Raw genomic sequence first — 18,773 nt, 5'->3', positions numbered from 1 at the left:
GGATCAAACTCTCCGTGAATGTTTACCCGTAATCGGGTGAAACACACACGAGAGCGGAACAACCAGACGGAATAGGTCCGGTCGTTCACAGCGTCCTCGCTGTGTGTGCCATCCGCACCACATGGGCGGGATGGGCTTTTCAAAGGAACCTCATCCTCCGGATGTTTCCGGTGGACGGGGTATCAACATATCTGGCGTTGACTTTTGGCACGCTGTTGAGTTCTCAAGGAACGGACGCTTCCTTTGTGCCTGTTTCACCAGGCTCTCCGGGCGCTTCCCTTCGGTCTTGCGTTTCCGACTCTATCAGATCCTTGCGGGCCCGATTTTCGCCGGCGCGTTTCCGCCTTTCGGCTTCTTCGCGTTTCCAACCTTACCAGATCCGTTTCCGTCTCTGGCGCCCTGCTGGAGCGGGCTCGGCCGTTTGGCTTTCGCTTTTCGGCCTTTCCGACTCTATCAGATCCGTTTCGGTCCGTTGCCGGTCCGAATTCGTTTCCGAATCCCCGTCGGAAGGGGGTTCCGCCGTGGTCCGGCAATTTGCGTTGCCGTGCCTTTCGGCGTGATCACTACTTTAGCGGAATTCCTCGTTGACGCATAATCACGTCGCGGTTCGAATTTCGGCATGCGAAATCGTTCCCGTTGAGGGGCCGTGCAGTAGTGGTGTGCCGCGAAGCGGCGGGATGGCTGCCCCGGGCCTGTCGGCTCCGTGGCAACTCGGAGAACACTACGGATGGGGGTAGGCCGTGTCAACTCGCGTCAGTCAAGGTCACTCAGACGCCCGTCGGCGTCCGGCTGGGCGTCCTCGACGCGGCGCAGGAGGCGGGTCAACACCTGGCCGAGGAGCTGGCGTTCCTCGCCGGAGAGGTCCTGGAGGAGGTCCTCTTCGAAGACGGAGGCCAGGCGCATCGCCTCCAGCCACTTCTCGCGGCCCTCGTGGGTCAGCTCGACGATGACGCGGACGCGGTTGTTCTCGTCGCGCTCCCGGGTGACCAGGCCCTCGCTCGCCATGCGGTCGATGCGGTGGGTCATGGCCGCCGGCGTGAGGCCGAGGCGTTTGGCGAGTTCGCCGGGGCCCAATTGGTAGGGGGCTCCGGAGACGACCAGGGCCTTGAGGACCTCCCATTCGGCGTTGCTCATGCCGAGCGTGGCGGTCTGTCGTCCGTAGGCGACGTTCATCCTTCGGTTGAGGCGCTGTAGTGCGGAGACGACCTGCTCCACCTGGGGGTCGAGGTCCTGGAATTCGCGCTGGTAGGCGGCGATCTGTTCCTCGAGGCTCGGCTCGGCAGCGTCGGCGGCCGCATCGGAGGGCTCAGGCATGCGGCGCAGTATGGCATGGAAGTCATTGGCGTTGAAGTTCTTCGGGGTGTACTCTTTAACTTCGAACTTTAGAGTTGAAGTCTTCAGGGTGAGACTGTCCCGTCGCGGACCGGTCTCGCCCTGGCGTCTGTCCGGCTCCTTGGTTCTCCCCCTGTTCATCTGACGACCTGACCTAGGTAGGTGAGTGTGACCACCGCGATGGGCGCCGCGTTGCGCCGGATCCAGCTCGGGAACGCGCTGAGTGCGTTCGGGAACGGCTTCACCGTTCCGTATCTGTACGTCTACGTGGCGAAGGTGCGGGATCTCGGTGCGAGCACGGCCGGTGTGGTGCTGGCGATGCTGGCGGTGGCCGCACTGGTCGTCCTGCCGCTGACCGGTCGGGCGATCGACCGGCGCGGTCCGCTGCCGGTGGCGATCGCCGGTACGGTCTCCGCCGCCGTCGGTGCCCTGGGGCTGGGGCTGTCCGCCACGGAGCCGCTGGTCATCGCGTCGGCCATCGCGCTCGGTGCGGGGATCGCGGTCATTCAGCCGGCGCTCGCGACGATGATCGTGTGGTGCTCGACGACGCTGACCAGGTCGCGGGCGTTCGCCACCCAGTTCTTTCTGAACAACCTGGGGCTGGGCGTCGGCGGACTCGTCGGCGGGCTGCTGGTCGACGAGACGCACGCGTCGAGCTTTGTGCGGCTGTTCGCCATCGAGGCCGTGATGTTCCTGGTGCTCGGCGCGGCGGTGGCGACCGTACGGCTGCCGCGGGGGCCGAAGGTCGAGGACCCGGTGCCGACCGAGGAGCGGGCCAAGGGTGCCTGGCGGGCCATGTTCGCCGACCGGCGGATGGTGTGGCTGTGCGTACTGGGCTTTGTGCTGTTCTTCGCCTGCTACGGGCAGTTCGAGTCGGGGCTGGCGGCGTACGCCACCGAGGTCACCCGGATCGCGCCGTCGAGCCTGGGTATCGCGCTCGCGGCCAATACGGCGGCGATCGTGGCGGCGCAGTTCGTGGTGCTCAAGCTGGTCGAGGGGCGGCGGCGCAGCCGGGTGATGGCGCTGGTCGGGATGGTCTGGACGGTGGCGTGGATCGCCGCCGGGGTGTCCGGGCTGGTGCACGGCGCGCAGGTGGTGGCGACGACGCTGCTGATCTCGACGTATGCGCTGTTCGGGATAGGTGAGTCGATGCTGTCGCCGACGGTGGCGCCGCTGGTGGCCGATCTGGCGCCGTCCTCGCTGATCGGTCAGTACAACTCGGCGTTCGCGCTGGTCAAACAGCTGGCGCTGGCGGTTGGTCCGGCGGTGGGTGCGCTGATGGTGGGGCACGGGATGTACGCGGCGTACATCGGGATGCTGGTGCTCTGTGCGCTGGGGATCACCGGGCTGTCGCTGTGGCTGGGCCGGATGCTGCGGCCGGCGCAGGACAATCCGCACCGTGCGGTGGCGGCGGTGCCCGCGGCGCGGGTGCCGGCCGAGGCGGAAGCCGTGGCCTGCGGCGCCTGAGCCCCGTGCCCGGTGCCGTAAGAGGGCCGCTCCTGTATGCCGTCGGCCCCGGTCCTTATGCGACCGGGGCCGGCGGCGTTCGGCTATCCGCGGGGCAGCGCGAATTCGCACCAGACGGCCTTGCCGCCGCCCGGGGTGCGGCGGGAGCCCCAGGACGAGGCGATGGTGGCGACGATGGAGATGCCCCGGCCGGCCTCGTCGGCGGGTTCGGCGCGGCGGCGGCGCGGGAGGTGGTCGTCTCCGTCGGTGACCTCGACGATCAGCCGGCGGTCCGTACGGCGCAGGCGCAGGCGCATCGGCGGGGTGCCGTGCTGGAGGGAGTTGGCGACCAGTTCGCTGGCGGCCAGCACGCCGAGGTCGTGCAGCTCGGGCGGGAAGCGCCAGGAGGCGAGGACGCCGGAGGCGAAGGCGCGGGCGCGCGGGGCCGCTTCGGTGCCGCCGTGGAGTTCGAGGGCGGCGTTGTGGAACAGCTCGGCGTCGTGGCCGGTGCGGGCGGGGTGCTGGAGGACGAGGATGGCGACGTCGTCGTCATGGCTGGCCGTGATGCCCAGGGAGCGCAGCAGGCGGTCGCAGACGATGTCGGGGGCGCCGGCCGCGCCGGCGAAGGCGCGCTCCAGGGCCTCGACGCCGTGGTCGATGTCCTTGTCGCGGCGCTCGACGAGGCCGTCCGTGTAGAGGACGGCGCTGCTGCCGGGGCCGAGCGGGACCGATCCGGAGGTGTGCAGCCAGCCGCCGGTCCCCAGGGGCGGCCCGGTCGGTTCGGCGGCGCGGCGGACCGTGCCGTCGGGGTCGCGTACGAGGATGGGCAGATGGCCGGCCGAGGCGTAGACCAGGCGGCCCTCGTTCGGGTCGTGGACGGCGTAGACGCAGGTGGCGATCTGGCTGGCGTCGATCTCGGCGGCCAGGCCGTCCAGGAGCTGGAGGACCTCGTGGGGCGGGAGGTCGAGGCGGGCGTAGGCGCGGACGGCGGTGCGCAGCTGGCCCATGACGGCGGCGGCGCGCACGCCGCGGCCCATGACATCGCCGATGACCAGGGCGGTACGGCCGGCGCCGAGGGTGATGACGTCGTACCAGTCGCCGCCGACCGCGGCGTCCGTGCCGCCGGGTTGGTAGGTGGCGGCGACGCGGAGGTCGTCGGGCTGCTCCAGTTCCTGGGGCAGCAGGGAGCGCTGGAGGGTGACCGCGGCCTCGCGCTGGCGGGCCTCGCTGGCCCGCAGCCGCTCGGCGGACTCGATCTGGTCGGTGACCTCGGCGCCGAAGACCAGGACGCCCTTGTGCGGGGCGACGCAGGCGACCTCGGGGTCGGGGGCCGGGCCGCTGGCGGCGACCTCGATCGGGGTGCAGGTGAAGGTGTAGTAGCCGTCGCGGGTGCGGTCGCCGCCGGGGACCTTGCGGGACTTGACCGTGCGCGGTTTGCCGCTGCGCAGGACCTGGTCCATCAGGGGGAGCAGGCCGAGTGCGGCGAGCTCGGGGAGGGCTTCGCGGGCGGTGTGGCCGGCCGGGCGCGGGCCGAAGACGGCGGCGTAGGCGCCGTTCACGTAGGCGAGGCGGTGCTCGGGGCCGTAGACGACGGCGACCAGGGCCGGGATCGTGCCCAGGATGTCGTGGACGGACAGGGCGTCGACGGTGGGCGGCAGGGTCGCGGGGGTGCGGTCCTGGGTGGGGGCCGGATCGGCGTGTTCCGCGCGGGCCGCGGGGACCGAGCCGGTGGTGGCGGCCGTCGGGGCGGACGGTGCGCCGTCGGCTGCCGCGGGCACGGCGGACGGCGCCGGGGCCGCGGTGGGCGGGGCGGCCGGCGTGCCCGCGGCAGGGCGGGGCGCGGCGCGGTCGGACCGGGCGGCGGCGCGCCGCTGTGTGCCGGGGAGTTTGGCGCTCCAGCGCGTGAAGATCACGGAGGGGTACCTCTTACTTCGCGTCGTCGCGCGGGATCGGGCCGTCGGCATGGCGGGATCTCCCGGCAGCTGGCCGGGGGACGGTCGGCTGGGGACACTCTCGGCGCCCTTTTGCGGAATGCAGCAAACGTCCTGAATCCTCGTGATTGTCACTCTTTGCAGATACGAGCCCACCCATGGTCACACGTCCAGTGTGGCCGACCGGACGGACATCCGTCAGACGCCGGGGTGGCGCTGTGGAGTTCCGCGCTCCGGAACATCCGGCGCCTCCAGGGCTGACGTCACGTCAACTCTTGTGGGGGTACGGCGCGTCAGCTCGCTTCGTTGTGCCGTCCGGTGCCCGCGGCGAGTTCGAACTCGGCGCGCGGGTTCTCCAGCGAGCCGAGCGAGACGATCTCGCGTTTGAACAGGCCCGCGAGGGTCCATTCGGCGAGCACCCGCGCCTTGCGGTTGAAGGTCGGCACCCGGCTGAGGTGGTAGACGCGGTGCATGAACCACGCCGGGTAGCCCTTCAGTTTGCGCCCGTAGACATGCGCGACGCCCTTGTGGAGGCCGAGGGAGGCCACCGAGCCGGCGTACGAGTGCGCGTAGTCCACGATCGGGCCGCCGCGCACCGCGGCCGCGAGGTTCTCGGCGAGGACCTTGGACTGGCGGACGGCGTGCTGGGCGTTGGGGGCGCACAGGGCGCGGGGCTGGTCGGGCCCGGCGGGCGGCTCGGCCGTGAGGTCGGGGACCGCGGCCGCGTCCCCGGCGGACCAGGCGTGTTCGACGCCGTCCACCTGGAGCGCGGGGGTGCACAGGAGGCGGCCGTGGCCGTTCAGCGGCAGTTTGGTCGCGGCCAGGATGGGGTGCGGTTTGACGCCGGCGGTCCACACCAGGGTCCGGGTCGGGAAGCGGGAGCCGTCGCTGAGCTGGGCGACGTGCTTCTCGCAGGAGTCCAGCCGGGTCTCCAGCCGTACGTCGATATTGCGGGCCCGCAGCTCACGTACGGCGTAACGGCCCATCTCCGGGCCCACTTCGGGCAGGATCCGGTTCGTCGCCTCGACCAGGATCCACTTCATGTCCTCGGGCTGGATGTTGTGGTAGTAGCGGACGGCGTAACGGGCCATGTCCTCCAGTTCGGCCAGCGCCTCCACGCCCGCGTAGCCGCCGCCGACGAAGACGAAGGTCAGCGCGGCGTCGCGGACGGCGGGGTCGCGGGTGGAGGAGGCGATGTCGAGCTGCCCGAGGACGTGGTTGCGCAGTCCGATGGCTTCCTCGACGGTCTTGAAACCGATGCCGACGTCGGCCAGGCCCGGGACGGGCAGGGCGCGCGAGACCGAGCCCGGCGCGAGGACCAGTTCGTCGTACGCCACCTCGATGGCGCCGTCGCCGGTCTCCTCCGCGGCCAGGGTGGTGATGGTCGCCCGGCGGTCCTCGTGGTCGATGGCGGTGACCTCGCCGATGACGACCTTGCACTGCGGCAGCACCCGGCGCAGCGGTACGACGACATGGCGCGGGGAGATCGAACCGGCCGCGGCCTCGGGCAAAAACGGCTGGTACGTCATATACGGCTCGGGGTCGACCACGATGACCTCGACGGTGCCCTGCCGCAGTTCCTGCTTCAGCTTCCGTTGCAATCGCAGGGCGGTATACATCCCCACGTAGCCACCGCCGACAACGAGAATGCGCGTCACGTCTTCCGAAGACTCAGTCTTCACAGAGGTTCTCCTCGCGGTGTCGACCAGGTCCCGGGGCGGCACCGATCCGAAAGCCGGCCGGGCGCGCGGACGGCTTCGGGAGCTGCACCCCCGGGAAAGCACAGCACTGTTCCATGACGCACCCCCGGAGCGCCTTTGTCCACAGGCCCGTCGAAATGTATGACCGGGCGCGGCCCTGGGGACGGAACGACGGATTCCGCGGGTGCGGGCCGAGGTGCGCTGGTCAGGGGGTGGGTGGCGGCGGCGGAGCGGGGGCGTAATCGGGGCGGATCAGACGCCTTGGGCCGATCGGGGGGCGCATTGTGCGGAACGCCCCCTTCATTCTTGACCCGAGCTCAACTATGTTCGTATCTCGTTGGGGTGCACCCTCTCGTCGGTACGCCCTGACTGTCAGGGCGGGGAGTCTCCGGGGGGAGACGTCATTACCGGGGGATCACTATGCACATTCAGGGCTCTCAATGGTCGGCCACCGTCGCTGTGGCCCATGCCTCAGACGGCACCGGGAGCGGTAGCGAGCACAACAGACCCCAGAGCAACGGCACCGCGGTGACCAACGGTGTCGGCACGGGGACGGGCGGCCGGAGCACACCGCTGCGGGTGGACGCCCAGCGCAATCTGGAGCACGTACTGCGGGCCGCACGCGAAGTGTTCGGCGAGCTCGGGTACGGCGCTCCCATGGAGGACGTGGCGCGGCGGGCCCGCGTCGGAGTCGGCACGGTCTACCGCCGGTTCCCGAGCAAGGACGTGCTGGTCCGCCGGATAGCCGAGGAGGAGACCTCACGGCTGACGGACCAGGCGCGTACGGCGCTGGGCCAGGAGGACGACCCGTGGTCGGCGCTGTCCCGCTTTCTGCGGACGTCGGTCGCCTCGGGTGCCGGACGGCTGCTGCCGCCGGGCATTCTGCGGGCGAGCGCGGCCGCCCGGGCCGGGGAGCCGGCGGCGGAGGCCGCGGACGGGCCCCGGATGCCGGACGGCCTGAGCGAGGCGCGGGTGCCGCAGCAGCGCACGGCGCACGGCGCGGACGGGGCGTCCGCGGATCTCCGGCCGGCCGGGACCGCGCCGGCCGCCGCCGAGGAGACCACCGGGGCCGACGCGCTGCTGGAGGTCGTCGGGCGGCTCGTGGAGCGTGCCAGGGCGGCCGGTGAGCTGCGCGCGGATGTGACGGTCTCGGACATCCTTTTAGTGATCGCCACGGGAGCGCCGACACTGCCCGACCCCGGGCAGCAGCAGGCCGCGTCCGCGCGGCTGCTGGAGATTCTGCTGGAGGGGCTGCGCTCGCGCCCGGCCGGCTGAGGTCCGGCGGCCGGCTCCGTCCGGGTGGACCCGACCGTGGGGTCCACCGGGCGGGGCCGGACCGCGGAACGGTGCCGTGCGCGGACCGCGGCGGCTGCTGTCCGCACGCCGTCCGGGCACCGCGCACGACAGGACCCGTACGAGGGCCGCGCACGGTATCGGCCGTCTGCGCGGCATGGCCCGTACGGGTGAACGCCCGTGCGGTCGTTTGCGTGTGCACCCCGGACGGGTGGCGGGCCGCCAGGACCCGCAACCGCCGGGATCCGGTGTGGCACGCTTACGCGGTATTCCGTTGGGACAGCGGCTTCGGGAGCCTCGGCGATGGGTGTTGACGGGCGGGACGGGCGGCGCGACGGCGAGGCCGGGGTGGGCGAGCGGAAGGCGCCGCGGTCCGGGCAGGTCCCCGGCCAGGGCGGTCCGTTGGGGGCGACTTCCCCGTCCGGACGGCACGAGGGCGCCGAGGCCCGGACGGGCGCGGGGCCCAGCGTGCCGCCGCAGCGGGAAGCCCGCGGCGCGGGCCCGGCCACCGGTCCCGGGGACCGCGACCTCCCGCCGTCCGACGCCCAGTTGCTCTCCGACCTGCGGGCCGGCGACGACAGCGCGTACGAGGAGATGTACCGCAGGCACGCCGCTGCGGTCCGGCGCTACGCCCGCAGCTGCTGCCGGGACGCGCACACCGCGGAGGACCTGACCGGCGAGGTCTTCGCCCGCACGCTGCAAGCGGTGCGCGGCGGGGCGGGCCCGGAGTCCGCGGTGCGCGCCTATCTGCTGACGACCGTCCGCCGGGTGGCCGCGTCCTGGGCGCAGACCTCGCGGCGGGAGCAACTGGTGGAGGACTTCGCGGTGTTCGCGGTGTCCTCGGCCGGTGCTCCGGAGGACGACGCCACCCTGGACCCGGGCGCGGATGTGCGCGCCATGCAGGAGGCCGAGCGGTCGATGGCCGTACGGGCGTTCCGCAGCCTGCCGGAGCGCTATCAGACGGTGTTGTGGCACACCACGGTCGAGGACGAGTCGCCGAGCGAGGTCGCCCCGCTGCTCGGGCTGACCGCGAACGCCACCGCCGTATTGGCGCATCGCGCCCGTGAGGGCCTCAAGCAGGCCTATCTACAGGCACATGTCAGCCAGTCGCTGACCGACGGCGGCGACTGCGCCCGGTATGCCGACCGGCTCGGTGCCTATGCCCGTGGCGGGCTGCGGATGCGGGCCGAGCGGGGGCTGCGCAAGCACCTGGATGCCTGTCCCCGGTGCCGGCTGGCCGCACTGGAGGTCGCGGACGTCAATCAGCGCATCGGCGCGCTGCTGCCGGTCGCGTTCCTCGGCTGGTGTGCCGCCGGGTACGCCGTCAAGACGGCGGTGGCGGGTGCCGCGGGGGTGGCGGCCGGTGCGGCCGCGACCGCGACCGCGACCGCCGGGAGTGGCGGTTCCGGTGCGACGGGAAGCGCCGGTGCCGCCGTCGGCAAGGGGCTGAGCGGGGCGGTCAAGGCCGGGATCGGGGTCGGGGCGGCGGTGGTGGCGGGCGCGACGCTCTCACTGGCGCTGACCGCCTCCCCGAAGCCGGCACCGACGCCCGAACCGCGGGCCCAGGCGCCTCGGCCTGCCGTGTCCGCACCCCAGCAGCCGGCGCCCCGCTCGTCGCGCCCCGGGCTGCCACCGGCAGGCGGCGCCGCACCCGCCCCGAAGGGCCCGGCGCAGAAGCCGGCCCCGGACCACACGCGGGGCCCGCGGCCGACGCCCACCGCGAAGGCGGCCCCACAGGAGCCGACGCGCGCGCCGACCCCGTCCTTGACGCCGCCCCACCGGTCCACACGGCCGGAGCCCACCCGGCCGGAGCCCACCCCACCGAAAGCCACCCCGCCGAAGCCCACCCCGCGGCCGCCGCAGCCCGCCCCGGCCGCCTACCGGGTCAATGCGCTCGCCTTGGACTTCATGGGCGACGGCAGCAAGCCGGAGGTCCGCACCCTGGCGAGCAGCTGGCTGTGGCAGCGGCGGTCACCGCAGATCGCCGGGACCACGTATGCGCACGGGGTGAGCGTGCACGGGCGGTCCTCGGTGACCATCGACCTCAACCGCCGGTGCACCGCGTATGACGCCGTGGCGGGCGTGGACGACCTCAGTGCGGGGCCGGCCGCGGTGCGTTTCTCCGTCTATGCGGACGGTGTGCGGCTGTGGCAGTCGGGGACGGTACACGGCGGGGAACGGGCCGTACCGGTGCATGTCCCGCTGACGGGCCGTAAGACGCTTCGGCTGGTGACCGATCCGGCGAACCCCGTGGGTGCGGTGGCCCTGGCGGACTGGGCGCAGTCCACGATCATGTGCCGCTGAGGCGCCGGCGGCTCCCTGGGGCCGGCCGGGTGGCCCGGCTCAGCCCAGCCGCGCCCGTGGGACCACGCCGCCCGCGACCGCCTTCTGGCGCGGCGCCCCGGCACCCGTCCAGCATGTCCCGCGCCGGGCCACCAGCCGCCGCAACCACAGCTCCGTGGAGACGAGTTCGGCCAGCCCGTCCAGCGGCAGCGCCGCGCCCTCGGCCGCCGACCGCAGTGCCTTGCGGACCACCCGCGCCTCCACCAGCCCCGCGTCGGCCAGCAGCGGGGTGTCGAAGAGCCGCACCAGGTCGCCGACGGCGCCGCGCAGCCCGGCGCGTACCGCCGCCGCGTGGGTGAGCTGCGAGGTGGCGCCCCATCCGGGCGGCAGGTCCCGGACGCCGGCCCCGGCCAGTACGGAGCGCAGCACCGCGGCCCGGGCCCCCGGCTGCACCCGCAGGGTGTCCGGCAGGGCGCGGCAGGCGAGCACCACCTGGTTGTCGAGGAACGGGGCGTGCAGCCGCTGGTTGCGTACCTCGGCGGCCTGCTCGAAGACGCGGTGGTCGGCGGCCTGGCGGGCCAGCGCGGCACGGGCGCGGCGCTCGCCGGGACGGCCCACGGCGGGCGAGCGGTGCGCCGCGTCGCTCAGCCGAACCGATACTTCAGCCAGCGCCTCCCCCGTGAGCCAGCGCGCCGCGGGCCCCGGCCGGCACCAGGCGAGTGCGGCCAGTGAGGCGTCCACAGCGCTGCCGGCCACCGGCTCGTCGGCGAACTGCCGCTCCAGGAGGCGGCGCGCCGTATCGGCGATACCGGTGGAGTACGGCATACGGGCGAGCTTGCGGGCCGCGCGGTAGACGGTGAACGGCACGAGGACGGACTGCGCCAGGGCGCCGTCCGCTTTGGCCAGCGCGGTGACCGGGCGCAGCAGGTGGCGTCGGCGGCGGTCCATGAGGAGGTCCGCGAGCCGGGCCGGGTGGGCGTCGAGGACCTGGCGGGCGCCGTGTCCGACGAAGTGGTCCGCGCTGCCGGCCAGCAGCCGTCGGCGGTGGCGCCCAGCGGTGGTGAGGGAGGGGCCCGGCTCGTCCGTGAGCGGGCCGCTGCCGAGGTCCGCGTACGGGAGGGCCTCTTCGCCGGCCGCGACGACGACATGGTGCAGCCGCGGATTGTCGGCGAGGGTGCGGGCGCGCTCCAACTCGGCGTCGTGGCCGGTCCGTCCGTCATGGGTGGCACGGTCGTTGAAGGTGACGGCCAGGAGGCGTTCGCCGTGGCCGTTGAGCCTTCCTGGCCGGCCCGGGAGACCGGCGGCCAGCAGGGCGAGGGTTCCGGAGGCGCTCCCTCCGGAGAGATCGGCGCCGATGCCGGGAGCCGGGGCACCGCGCGCCGCGCGCCGCTCGGCGGGGCCCATGCCGGGCACCGGGCCGGGGTCGAGGCCGTCGCGCCCGTCCGGGTCGGGGGCGTGCCGGGGGCCGGCCAGCCGGGCGCGGACGGCCTCGACCAGAGCGTCGCGGACGCCCTCCACGGCCTGTTCCGGGGCGAGTTGGGGCGCGGCGACGGCGAGCGAGGCGGTCGGTTCGAAGGAGGTGATGTCGCCGGCGCCGCCGCGCAGCACCAGGGCGTGGCCGGGCGGGATCCGGCGGACGCCTTCGTACGGTGTGCCGGCCCCGAGCGCCTCGGGGATGTCCGGGCAGGCCAGCAGCGCGGCGAGGTGGCCGATGTCGAGTCCTGCCTCGACGAGGTCGGCGAGCGGGAGGGCGGCGGTGGCGTAGGCGGTGCCACCCGCCCAGGGGGTGTGGAAAACGGGGCGGGCGCCGGCCAGGTCGCCGGTGACGGTGATCCGCCGCCCTACCTGGACGACGGCGGTGTAACTGCCGGGCCAGGCCGTGAGATGCCGCAGTGCGCCCCCGCGCGCCGCGAACAGGCCCACCTTGAGCTGGTCGTCGGTGGCGCCGCAGACGCCGAAGACCGCGAGCCGGGTCTCGGGGTCCGCCTGGACCACCCGGACCTCGTCCGGCCGCCAGTCGCCGACCGCCCAGAGGGGATCCGGGCCGTCCCAGAGGAGCTGGGCGCCGACGGGGAGGACCGCGGGGCTCTCGTGGCCGGCCGGCCCCGTGGCGGCACTGCTCCACCCCACCAACCAGCGCATGGCCGCCTCCACCCGATTCCCCGTGCGCCGGGGCCAACGGCCGCCCCGTCAGCGGATCGCCCGGCCGTCACCGAGCTGTTGTGCGGACCATGCTGCCATGACAGCGGCGCGGGAGAGGTGGTGGAGCGGGCCTGTATACGGGCAGTTCGCGAGGCGCACGAGTACGGAGGGGCTGTTGGCGGGCCCGGAGAGGGGCACGGACGCACCGTGAAGGGAGGCCGTGAGCGGCGGCGTGGACGCGGCGGAGTGCCGGCGGCAGGGCCGCGCGAACCGGCCCGGCGGCACTCCCGTACGCAGAGCGCGGGCACTCCGCCGCCTCGGCCCCGGAAGGCCCCCCGTGTGGCCCCCGAGGCGGCTCCCTGTGTGCGGCGGCGTGAAATCATCACCCGTCGACTTTCGGCCAAACTCCGTTCCATACAGCCCAGTTGACACCTTCGGGCGCGATGTCAACCGGCGCCCCAACGGGCCGGCGCCCGGTTTTCGCGACGGCCCGGGAGGCGGGCTGCGCCCCCCGGACCGGACCGTCACCCGCGGGGAATGAGGTGACGGTATCCCCCAGCCCACTGGATCCAGTGCAGCGGGCCGACCCACGCAGAAGCCATGGAAGCGCTCCCCAAAGCGGGCGGCCAGCGCGCACGAACGGGCGCACGGGCACACGTACCCGGAGCACATGCCAATTCCCGCACCCCTGTTTGAACACGAATCTCGCCATCCGGGACACCGACTCTTAACGGTCGGGATCCGGCGAACTACTCTGGGTGGACGCATGCCCCGGGGTACCGGGGCGGCCGTCGCTGTGTCGAGGGGTGCGCATGTCCAGGGATATACGCGGGCCGAACGAAAAGCTTGGCACCGTTCTCGCCCTCGCGGGTATCAGCAATGCCGGACTGGCGCGCCGGGTCAACGACCTCGGTGCGCAGCGCGGACTGACGCTTCGTTATGACAAGACGTCGGTGGCGCGGTGGGTCTCCAAGGGCATGGTGCCCCAAGGCGCCGCGCCCCATCTGATCGCGTCCGCGATCGGCAGCAAGCTCGGCCGGCCGGTCCCGCTGCACGAGATCGGGCTGGCCGACGCGGACCCGGCACCCGAGGTGGGCCTGGCATTTCCCCGCGATGTGGGCGCCGCGGTGCGGTCCGCGACCGAGCTCTACCGTCTCGATCTGGCCGGACGGCGGGCCGGCGGGGGCGGCATCTGGCAGAGCCTGGCCGGATCCTTCGCCGTCAGCGCGTACGCCACCCCCGCCTCGCGCTGGCTGATATCCCCGGCGGACAGTTCGGTGGCGCGGGAGGCGGCCGAGGCCCGGGACAAGGACGCCGCGGCGGCCGGTGACGCCGGGATCCCGCAGCACGTCGGCCACAGCGATGTCAGCAAACTGCGGGAGGCGGCCGAGGACGCGCGCCGCTGGGACTCCAAGTACGGGGGCGGCGACTGGCGTTCGTCCATGGTGCCGGAGTGCCTCCGGGTGGACGCCGCCCCGTTACTTCTCGCCTCGTACAGCGACGAAGTGGGCCGCGCGTTGTTCGGGGCGACCTCCGAACTCACCCGGCTCGCGGGGTGGATGGCCTTCGACACGGGCCAACAGGAGGCCGCGCAGCGGTACTACATCCAGGCGCTGCGGCTCGCCCGCGCGGCCGCCGACGTCCCGTTGGGCGGCTATGTCCTGGCCTCGATGTCCCTCCAGGCGACCTACCGCGGCTTCGCCGACGAGGGCGTCGACCTCGCCCAGGCCGCCCTGGAACGCAACCGCGGACTGGCCACGGCCCGGACCATGAGCTTCTTCCGGCTGGTCGAGGCGCGGGCGCAGGCCAAGGCCGGCGAGGCGCGCGCCTGTGAGGTGGCGCTGAAGGCCTCCGAGGGCTGGCTGGAGCGCTCCCGCGGCGGCGACCCCGACCCGTCGTGGCTGGACTTCTACTCGTACGAGCGCTTCGCCGCCGACGCCGCCGAGTGCTACCGCGATCTGCGGCTGCCCCGTCAGGTGCGCCGCTTCACCGAGCAGGCGCTGTCCCGGCCCACCGAGGAATTCGTCCGCTCCCACGGGCTGCGCCTCGTCGTGTCCGCGGTCGCCGAACTGGAGTCCGGCAATCTGGACGCGGCCTGCGCGGCGGGCACCCGCGCGGTCGAGGTGGCCGGACGGATCTCCTCCGCCCGCACCACCGAGTACGTCCGCGATCTGCTGCACCGCCTGGAGCCGTACGGCGACGAGCCCCGGGTGGTCGAGCTGCGGGAGCGGGCGAGACCGCTGCTGGCGGCGCCGGCTTAGCGGCTTGCCGGGACGGCTCGGCGGCCTGGCGGGCCCGGCGGCCTGGCCGCGGCTCGGCGGCCAGGACGCGGCTCGGCGGCCTGGCCGGACCGGACGGCGCGGCTCGGAGCCGGCTCGGACCGGCGTGGGGCCGCCCGGCGTGGCTCACCCGGCCACGCCTGCCGCTCCCGGCCCGGCCGGGATCATGCCCCTCGGGGCCCGCCCGATCGGCATTGTCAGTGCCGACCGTCATGATGGGATACGTCGTCGGCGATGATGCGCGGGTCTGTGGCGACGGGCCGGCCTGCGGTCATGCGGTTGGGGAGGTGCAGTGGCGGCGTACGACTGCGAGGTGCTGGTGATCGGTGCCGGCATCGTCGGACTCTCTACGGCGTACGCGATCACGCGTGCCGCGCCCGGCACGCGCGTGGTCGTCCTGGAGAAGGAGTCCGGTCCGGCCCGCCATCAGACCGGGCGCAACAGCGGCGTGATCCACAGCGGCATCTATTACCCGCCCGGTTCGCTCAAGGCCCGCTTCGCCCTCCAGGGCTCGGCGGAGATGGTGAAGTTCTGCACTGAGCAGGACATTCCGCACGAGGTCACCGGCAAGCTGATCGTCGCCACCGACCGCAGTGAGCTGCCGCGGCTGCACGGCCTCATCCAGCGCGGCCGTGAGCACGGCCTGCCGGTGCGCGAGCTGGGCCCCGCCCAGATAGCCGAGTACGAACCCGAGGTGCGCGGCCTGGCCGCCATCCATGTCGGCACGACCGGCGTCTGTGATTTTGGCGCCGTCGCCCGGCGCTTCGGCCGCCTCGCCGAGGACGCCGGCGCCCGGATCCGGTACGGCTCCGAGGTGACGGCCATCGGGCGCCGTCCCGGCCGGGTGGCGGTCCGTACGTCCGACGGCACGGTCCACCGCGCCCGTGCCCTGGTCAACTGCGCCGGTCTGCACAGCGACCGGATCGCCCGGCTGGCCGGCGACGCCCCGGGCATGCGGATCGTCCCGTTCCGCGGCGAGTACTTCACCCTCGCCCCGGACCGCGCCTCCCTGGTCCGCGGCCTGGTCTACCCGGTCCCCGACCCGGCCTTCCCCTTCCTCGGCGTGCATCTGACCCGCGGCATCGACGGCGCCGTGCACATCGGCCCGAACGCCGTCCCCGCCCTGGCCCGCGAGGGCTACGACTGGCGCACCCTCCACCCCGCCGAGCTGGCCGGCACCCTCGCCTACCCCGGCTCCTGGCGGATAGCCCGCCGCCACTGGCGCTACGGCGCCGGCGAACTACACCGTTCCCTGTCCCGGCGCGCCTTCACCGACGCGGTCCGCCGCCTGCTCCCGGCCGCCCGCGAGGAGGACCTGCTCCCCTCCCCGTCCGGCGTCCGCGCCCAGGCCGTCCTGCCCGACGGCACCCTCGTCGACGACTTCCTCTTCGCCGACTCCCCCGGCATGATCCACGTCCTCAACGCCCCGTCCCCGGCCGCGACGGCTTCGCTTCCCATTGGGCGGGAGGTGGCACGGAGGGTGCTGGGGGTGGTCGGGGTGTGAGGCGCATAACGCGACCGGCTCCCGGCCTTCCGCTCGCCCCGGAAGACCGGGAGAACGGAGAGGCCGGGAGCCGGGAGGGCCGCGCGCCTGGGGCCGTCAGCTGACCGGTGCCTTGAAGGCCTGGATGCTGGACTTGTCATGGCTGAGGCCATCGCCCTGGATGAAGAGCGTGTTGGTGTGTCCGTCCCAGGCCAGCGACATGAGCTCCGGGGAGCCCAGGGCGTGCTTCGGGTCGTAGACCGTGCCCAGCACCTTTTCCTTGCCGTCACGCACACCGATCGAGACCAGCACCGGGTCCTGGCCGGGGGTGCCGGTGTCCGGCGCATCGGTCACCGCGATCAGCCCCTCGGTGTCCAGAGCGGCGGACGCCGACGACCGCTTCTTCCACAGCAGTTCGCCGGTCTTCAGGTCCACGGCGGCGATGCCACCGGAGCCGTAGCCGGACACCAGCACCTGCTCGTCCTCGTCGACGAAGGTGTCGCGGGGCTTGAGGCTCAGGTCCTTCAGCTCACCGGAGAGCTTGAAGGTCTTGTCCGGCTTCCCTTCCTCGGTGTAGGTGGAAAGGGTGCCTTCGGCATCGATCACATCGGCTTCTTCACTCATGCGGATCGTCAGCGGCCGGTCGGACAGGATCTGCCCGACCGCCCGGCCATCGCCCGTAACCGTCGAGTGGATGCCGCTGTACTCCAGGTCCTGGAGGGCCAGTTGCTTCTTCGGCTTCGCGTCGGAGCAGTCACTCCCCACGGCCCGGTACTGCGGGCTCAGCCCCACAGTGGTGGTGCAGTCGTGGCCGCGCGCGGTCAGCTCCCAGACCTTCGCACCACCGGTGATGGTGAAACCGGCGTAGGTGTCCCCGATCGCGACGGCGACGACCTTCGAGTTCACCACCATCTGCGGGGTGTCCTCGGTGTTCCCGCCCTTGAGGTTCTTCGACCAGAGGGTCCGCCCGGTGTCCGTGTCGATGACGGAGAGGAAGGAGCAGTCGTCGCCACCCGCGTCGAAGACCACGGCGCCGACGCCGTCCTCGCTCGCGTCCTTGGACATGGCGCAGACCTCGCCCGCGCCCTTGGGCGTCTTGACCGTCCACTGCTTCTTACCGGTCTTGCGGTTGTAGGCCCGTACGCCCTGGCCGTCTCCGAAGACGACGTCGTCGTTGTTGAACCACATCGAGCGCAGGTTGTTCTCGCCCTGCCCCTCGCGGTCGGACGCGGGCGACGGTGCCTCCCACAGCCGCTGCATGGCATTCGCGGGCCGGTCCGCGGCCGGGGAGCCGGAGTCATCCGCCGTGAAGAGGAAGTAGCCCCCGACACCCGCCCCGACCAGCACGACCATCACGATGGCCAGGATGAGCGGCACGGGAACCCCGCTGCGCCCCGGACCGGGGGGCTGCCCCGGACCGCCCGGGAACGGTGCCCCCGTGGGCCCGCCGGGAAACGGCGGCTGCCCCGGGAACTGACCGGGTGCCTGGCCCTGCTGCGGGTACGGCGGCTGCTGGCCTCCCGCGTAGCCCTGGGGAGGCGGCCCCTGGGGCTGGCCTACGGGCGGCGGGAATTGCGGGCCCCCCGGTCCGGGCTGCCCCTGCGGCTGATACCCCGGCCCTCCCATGTACGGGCCGGGCTGCTGTCCCTGCGGCGGGGCGGGCGGCGACGGAGCGGTCTGGCCCGGTACGGGGTGGCCGACGGGCGGCGGTGTGGCCTGCCCGGGGACCGGCGGACCGGCGGGTGGCATTCCCGCGGCCCCTGACCCGCCGGAGGCGGCCCCTGCGGATACTCGGCGCTTCCCTGGCCACCCTGCGACACGATGAACAGTCCCCCTGATTCGGTTTTGCCACGTCGACCCCGCATCGTATGCACGCCACTACTCACCGCGCCAACCTCGGTTTCACCGAGGATTTCCCCCCTTCCGCCCCGCCATCGCCTGGGAAGCCCGGGTTCGCCGCCGGCCCCTCCGTCGCCTCCCCCGGCCCCCGTAGAATCGGACGCACTGTGTCCGAGAACCCCACCCCTCACGCCCCCGCCGCTGCGGAATCAGACGCTCCGAAAGCCGTCCGGACCTCCGCCGCCGGTGCCCCCGTCGCTCAGGAAGCATCCGACCTCGGGGCCACCGCGGTCTCGGCCGCCACCCCCCGGCGCGGGGAGCCGATGTTCCCCGACGGGACGGGGCCCGCGGCCGACCCCGCGGGTTCCCATCACGAGCGGCGGATCCGCTCGTTCCAGCCGCGCCGCAGCCGGGTCTCGCCCAGCCAGGCCGATGCGCTGCGCCGCCGCTGGGGGACGTGGGGACTGGACATCGACGGACTCTCCCGTATCGATCTGGACGCCTTCTTCGACGGGCGGCCGGTCGTCCTGGAGATCGGCTTCGGCATGGGAGAGGCCACGGCGCAGATGGCCGCCGCCGACCCGGACACCGGCATCCTCGCCTGCGATGTGCACACCCCTGGGCAGGGCAATCTGCTCGGTCTCGCGGAGCGGAACGGCCTGTCCAACATCCGGGTGGCCAACGGTGACGCGATCATCCTGCTGCGCGAGATGCTGGCTCCTGCCTCCCTCGCCGGTCTGCGCATCTACTTCCCCGACCCCTGGCCGAAGAAGCGCCACCACAAGCGCCGCCTCATCCAGCCGGAGTTCATCGCCCTGGCGACGACCCGGCTCGCGCCCGGTGCCCTGGTCCACTGTGCGACCGACTGGGAGCCGTATGCCGAGCAGATGCTGGAGGTGCTCTCCGCCGAACCGACGCTGGAGAACCTCCACCAGGGCTTCGCGCCGCGTCCGGACTTCCGCCCCCTCACCCGGTTCGAGGGCCAGGGCCTGGACAAGGGACATATCGTCCACGACCTCCTCTTCCGCCGCCGCGACACCTAGGG

General features: G+C 73.0%; 11 protein-coding genes. 6 read left to right on the top strand and 5 right to left on the bottom strand.

The features are described 5' to 3' along the window. Positions 1-753: 753 nt before the first annotated feature. Positions 754-1,314 carry a MarR family winged helix-turn-helix transcriptional regulator gene (locus TU31_RS09250; RefSeq protein ID WP_042151647.1) on the bottom strand — a complete coding sequence of 187 codons (561 nt, stop codon included), beginning with the start codon at positions 1,312-1,314 and terminating at the stop codon, positions 754-756. Between the two features lie 186 nt (positions 1,315-1,500). On the opposite strand from TU31_RS09250, the gene TU31_RS09245 reads away from it, so the two are divergent. Further along, positions 1,501-2,799: an MFS transporter gene (locus TU31_RS09245; RefSeq protein ID WP_042151645.1), complete on the top strand. Its 1,299-nt coding sequence runs from the start codon at positions 1,501-1,503 to the stop codon at positions 2,797-2,799. Positions 2,800-2,882: 83 nt separating this feature from the next. Here the strand turns inward: TU31_RS09245 and TU31_RS09240 are convergent, their stop codons facing one another. Together TU31_RS09240 and TU31_RS09235 are read right to left on the bottom strand one after the other, a co-directional pair. Then, positions 2,883-4,691, bottom strand: coding sequence for an ATP-binding SpoIIE family protein phosphatase (locus TU31_RS09240; protein ID WP_042151642.1), 1,809 nt, complete (start codon positions 4,689-4,691; stop codon positions 2,883-2,885). Between the two features lie 311 nt (positions 4,692-5,002). Then, positions 5,003-6,391, bottom strand: a complete 1,389-nt coding sequence (locus TU31_RS09235) for an NAD(P)/FAD-dependent oxidoreductase (RefSeq protein ID WP_275451773.1) — start codon at positions 6,389-6,391, stop codon at positions 5,003-5,005. A gap of 438 nt (positions 6,392-6,829) precedes the next feature. Here TU31_RS09235 and TU31_RS09230 point away from each other — a divergent pair, with 438 nt between their 5' ends. Both TU31_RS09230 and TU31_RS09225 read left to right on the top strand, forming a co-directional pair. Further along, entirely contained in the window at positions 6,830-7,684 is an 855-nt protein-coding gene (locus TU31_RS09230; protein ID WP_042151640.1) for a TetR/AcrR family transcriptional regulator, read from the top strand. Positions 7,685-8,005: 321 nt separating this feature from the next. Beyond that, positions 8,006-10,006, top strand: a complete 2,001-nt coding sequence (locus TU31_RS09225; protein WP_042151637.1) for a sigma-70 family RNA polymerase sigma factor — start codon at positions 8,006-8,008, stop codon at positions 10,004-10,006. Positions 10,007-10,045: 39 nt separating this feature from the next. On the opposite strand, the gene TU31_RS09220 is transcribed toward TU31_RS09225, so the two are convergent. Further along, positions 10,046-12,127, bottom strand: coding sequence for an asparagine synthase-related protein (locus TU31_RS09220; protein WP_107070655.1), 2,082 nt, complete (start codon positions 12,125-12,127; stop codon positions 10,046-10,048). Between the two features lie 812 nt (positions 12,128-12,939). Between TU31_RS09220 and TU31_RS09215 the strand changes: the two genes are divergently transcribed. After that, positions 12,940-14,388 carry an NsdA family TPR-like regulatory protein gene (locus TU31_RS09215; RefSeq protein WP_018092687.1) on the top strand — a complete coding sequence of 483 codons (1,449 nt, stop codon included), beginning with the start codon at positions 12,940-12,942 and terminating at the stop codon, positions 14,386-14,388. A gap of 310 nt (positions 14,389-14,698) precedes the next feature. Then, a complete protein-coding gene (lhgD, locus tag TU31_RS09210) occupies positions 14,699-15,910 on the top strand; it encodes an L-2-hydroxyglutarate dehydrogenase (RefSeq protein ID WP_042151632.1) in 1,212 nt (403 codons plus the stop codon). Between the two features lie 96 nt (positions 15,911-16,006). Here lhgD and TU31_RS09205 read toward each other — a convergent pair whose 3' ends face one another. After that, entirely contained in the window at positions 16,007-17,266 is a 1,260-nt protein-coding gene (locus TU31_RS09205; RefSeq protein WP_042151630.1) for an outer membrane protein assembly factor BamB family protein, read from the bottom strand. A 629-nt stretch (positions 17,267-17,895) separates the two neighbouring features. On the opposite strand from TU31_RS09205, the gene trmB reads away from it, so the two are divergent. Beyond that, positions 17,896-18,771: a tRNA (guanosine(46)-N7)-methyltransferase TrmB gene (gene trmB / locus TU31_RS09200; protein WP_042151627.1), complete on the top strand. Its 876-nt coding sequence runs from the start codon at positions 17,896-17,898 to the stop codon at positions 18,769-18,771. The last annotated feature ends 2 nt before the right edge of the window (positions 18,772-18,773 follow it).

Origin of the sequence: Streptomyces lydicamycinicus (assembly GCF_000829715.2) — a bacterium.
GTDB lineage: Bacteria > Actinomycetota > Actinomycetes > Streptomycetales > Streptomycetaceae > Streptomyces > Streptomyces lydicamycinicus.
This window is presented reverse-complemented; position numbering and strand designations above follow the sequence as displayed.